The organism is Gammaproteobacteria bacterium, from assembly GCA_013001575.1.
Taxonomy (GTDB): Bacteria; Pseudomonadota; Gammaproteobacteria; order Steroidobacterales; family JABDMI01; genus JABDMI01.
Window position 1 is genome coordinate 1 of sequence record JABDMI010000109.1, and the last position, 3,927, is coordinate 3,927.

3 protein-coding genes and 1 pseudogene are annotated in these 3,927 nt (G+C 50.0%); all 4 read left to right on the forward strand.

The window, feature by feature from the left end:
- A partial coding sequence (locus HKN88_09075; protein NNC98207.1) for a glycerol-3-phosphate 1-O-acyltransferase occupies positions 1 to 1,421 on the forward strand: 1,421 nt, incomplete at its 5' end.
- A gap of 67 nt (positions 1,422 to 1,488) precedes the next feature.
- Positions 1,489 to 2,451: pseudogene (locus HKN88_09080) on the forward strand (rhodanese-related sulfurtransferase).
- 63 nt (positions 2,452 to 2,514) lie between these two features.
- The gene (locus tag HKN88_09085; GenBank protein NNC98208.1) at positions 2,515 to 3,141 is read left to right on the forward strand and encodes a glutathione S-transferase; all 627 of its coding nucleotides are present in this window, start codon (positions 2,515 to 2,517) and stop codon (positions 3,139 to 3,141) included.
- 79 nt (positions 3,142 to 3,220) lie between these two features.
- A partial coding sequence (ttcA, locus tag HKN88_09090) for a tRNA 2-thiocytidine(32) synthetase TtcA (GenBank protein NNC98209.1) occupies positions 3,221 to 3,927 on the forward strand: 707 nt, incomplete at its 3' end.

Here is a 3,927-nt window from a genome sequence, read left to right on the forward strand (position 1 = left end):
TACGCAATGCCGGTGCATTCTTCATGCGCCGCACGTTTGCCGGCAACCAGTTGTACTCCACGGTTTTTCGCGAGTACATGAAAAACATCCAGCAAGACGACACTCCCACTGAATACTTTATTGAAGGAGGTCGCAGTCGTACCGGACGCATGTTACCGGCCAAGGCGGGTCTGTTATCCATGTCGACCCGGGCATTTTTGCAAGACCCTGAAAAACCCCTGGTGTTTGTGCCGGTTTTTGTCGGTTACGAAAAACTTTGGGAGGGCAAGTCCTATCTGAAAGAGCTGGGCGGCAAGGCCAAGAAAAAAGAATCGGTTGGTGGTTTGTTACGTGCCCTCAAAAGCCTGCGCGGTGGCAAAATGGGACACGTACACGCCAGTTTCGGCACTCCGATCGATCTGCGCGATCACATTCAGGCGCATGCTCCAAAGTGGGATGGTCAGAGTCTGGCATCGGAAGCCAAACCGGACTGGCTGGTGCCGACCGTGAACGCATTGGGTAATCGAATTTTGACCAGCATCAACTCCGCCGCGGTCTTGGACCCAATGAATTTATTGTCTTACGTTTTATTATCCACCCCGCGTTTGAATATGGGTGAAACTGAACTGGCTCGCCAGATCGACAAACTGATTCGTTTACAAAAACTGGCACCGTATTCTCCGGAGTTGAGTGTTCCCGACATGTATGGCAAGGAAATTGTCGAATACGTTAAAGAATTCGATTTTCTTGAACAACAGGAACATGCACTGGGCAACACCCTGACCCCGCTTGGGCGACATTCGGTGCTCATGAGTTACTACCGCAACAACATTCAACACGTTTTTGCCATCCCGTCCTTGCTCGCGAGTATTTTTCTGGACAACAAACCCTTGTCACAGGAGCGCGTGGTCGTACTGGTTGAAATGGTTTATCCCTACATCAAACAGGAATTATTCCTGCGCTATCAGGCCGATGAACTACCGGGTGTGGTGGATGCACAATTAAAAGCATTGCACGAGATCGGGTATCTGGATTTTGACCCTGAAACCCGGCTATGGTCACGTTGTTCGGCGGAATCGGCGGAAGCCGCCGAGCTGGAGAATCTGGCTCAGGGCATGCTGCAAACCCTGGGGCGCTTTTATTTGTTACTGGTTCTGATGGTGCGTCATGGCAAGCATGGCATCAAGCAAGGTGACCTGGAAAATCTGGTGCATCTCTCGGCCCAGCGTATGTCGCGTTTGCAAGACATCAGTTCGCCGGAGTTTTTTGATAAACGCCTGTTCCAGGGGTTTATTCGATTACTCAAAGAAAATGAACTGATCACGCTAGATGAGAAGAACATGTTGCGCTATGGGCGAAGCCTGATTGCACAACGAAAGAACGCCGAAGCGGTTCTCAGTGAGCGCTTCCGTCAAGTTATTTTCAGGGTTATCAACGCCTGATTTTTACCCCTGATTTTTACGCCTAATTGAATTTTAATTAATGAGTTGAGCTAATTTTTTATTTGTCATGTTTGTAGTTGCCGCTTTATATAAATTTGTATCCTTGCCCGATTACTGCGAGTTACAGCCGCGTTTGTTACAACGCTGTCTGGATCTGGATATTAAAGGCACCTTGTTACTGGCAAACGAAGGCATTAACGGCACCATCGCCGGTACCCGTGCAGCCATTGATGCCTTGCTCACACAACTGCGTGAAGACCCGCGCTTTGCCGATGTGGATGTCAAAGAATCGCTCACGGACACAATGCCGTTCTATCGCACCAAAGTTCGACTCAAAAAAGAGATCGTGACTTTGGGGCAGGCAGGCATCGACCCCAATAAATTAGTCGGCACATACGTCAACCCGCAAGACTGGAATGCACTGATCGCGCAAGAGGATGTGACCCTGATCGATGTTCGCAATGATTACGAAGTTGAGATCGGCAGTTTCAAAGGCGCGCTGGATCCCGACACCAAAACTTTTCGCGATTACCCCGAATACGTAAAAAACAATCTGGACCCGGATAAACAAAAAAAAGTGGCCATGTTCTGTACCGGGGGTATTCGTTGTGAAAAAGCCTCGGCCTATATGTTGCAACAGGGCTTTGAAGAGGTCTATCACCTCAAAGGCGGTATTCTCAAGTATCTGGAAGAAGTGCAGGAAGCCGAGAGCTTTTGGCAGGGTGACTGTTTTGTGTTTGATAATCGCGTGGCCGTGGATCACCAGCTCGGGGTCGCCGGTTACGACCAGTGTCATGCCTGTAGGCGTCCGATCACCGATGCTGATAAGGATTCCATCCATTATCAAAAGGGGGTTTCCTGTCCCAAGTGTGCGGATGAATACAGCGAAGGTCAGCGTCAGCGTTTTGCCGAACGTCAAAAGCAGATCGAATTGGCCAAACAACGTGGCGAACAACACATCGCGCAGGTAATCGAACACGATCAACGTAAACGCCGCGAATATTTCGGTTTGAGTGAAAGCCAACAACAGGTTGTGGATGCCACGGCTGAAAACTACCCGATACTGTACAGCTTCCGTCGTTGTCCCTATGCCATGCGGGCCAGACTGAGTGTGCTGTTGGCTGGTATTGCGGTGGAGTTACGCGAAGTGGCCTTGAGAAACAAACCGGCAGAAATGCTGGCCTTGTCGCCCAAGGCCACGGTCCCGGTACTGGAATTAAACGATGGTACGGTGCTTGAAGAAAGCCTCGAGATCATGCACTGGGCCTGGCAAGCGATCGATGACGACTCGGGTGTGCAATACGTGCCGCAACACTTGTTGTCAGAATTGCTCGACCCTCTAGAGCAGGGCGAGGGCAGTTTTAAAGTGTTATTGGATAAATACAAATACGCCGACCGGCACCCGGAGCAATCCGCCGAATCCTACCGCAGCCAAGCTGAAGAATATTTGTATCAACTCGCAGAGCAGTTGGGTGATAAGGCGTATTTGTTTGGTGCACAATGGTCGTTTGCCGACATCGCCATTGCCCCGTTTGTGCGTCAGTTTGCCCATGTGGATAAAGACTGGTTCGCACAAAGCGAGCACACAGCAGTACGTGACTGGCTGTATCGAATTCTGGAAAGCGATGAATTCCAGTTGTGTATGAAAAAAACCAAACCCTGGTATCCGGACTCCAAACGTCTTATTTTTACCCGGTCCGGGTTATTAAAGGCGGCCTGAAGTGAAAACAGAAATTGCATCCGTAAGTGTGGAGAACCTGACCGGTCTGACTGCGCTCAGCGAGAATCAGACACCTGATTTGTCCAACAGTGCAAAAAAACTCGGCAAGCGACTGCGTAACAGAGTTGGTAAAGCCGTGACCGATTTCGGCATGATCGAGGATGGCGATCGCATCATGGTGTGTTTGTCGGGCGGTAAAGACTCGTACACCATGCTGGATATGTTGTTGGAGTTGAAAAAGAATGCGCCGATAGAATTCGACTTGCACGCCGTTAATCTCGACCAGAAGCAACCGGGTTTTCCAGAGCATGTCTTGCCCGATTATCTGCAAACGCTCGGGGTGAGTTATCACATTCTGGAGCAAGACACTTATTCAGTAGTTAAGCGGGTGATCCCGGAAGGCAAAACCACCTGTGGTCTGTGTTCACGTTTGCGGCGTGGGGCTTTATACACGTACGCCAAAGAGCAGGGCATTCGCAAGATCGCGCTCGGCCACCACCGCGAAGATATTATTGAAACCTTCTTTTTGAATTTGTTTCACGGCGGTCAGATCAAGGCCATGCCGGCCAAATACACCACCGACGACGGCGCGCATGAAGTCATCCGCCCTTTGGCGTATTGCAGCGAAAAAGACATAGAAAAATATTCCCATGCCCGTCAATTTCCAATCATCCCGTGCAATCTGTGTGGCTCGCAAACCAATCTGCAACGCGTGGCCATTAAAAATATGTTGAAAGAATGGGACACGCAAAATCCCGGACGGGTTGAGACCATGTTCACCAGTTT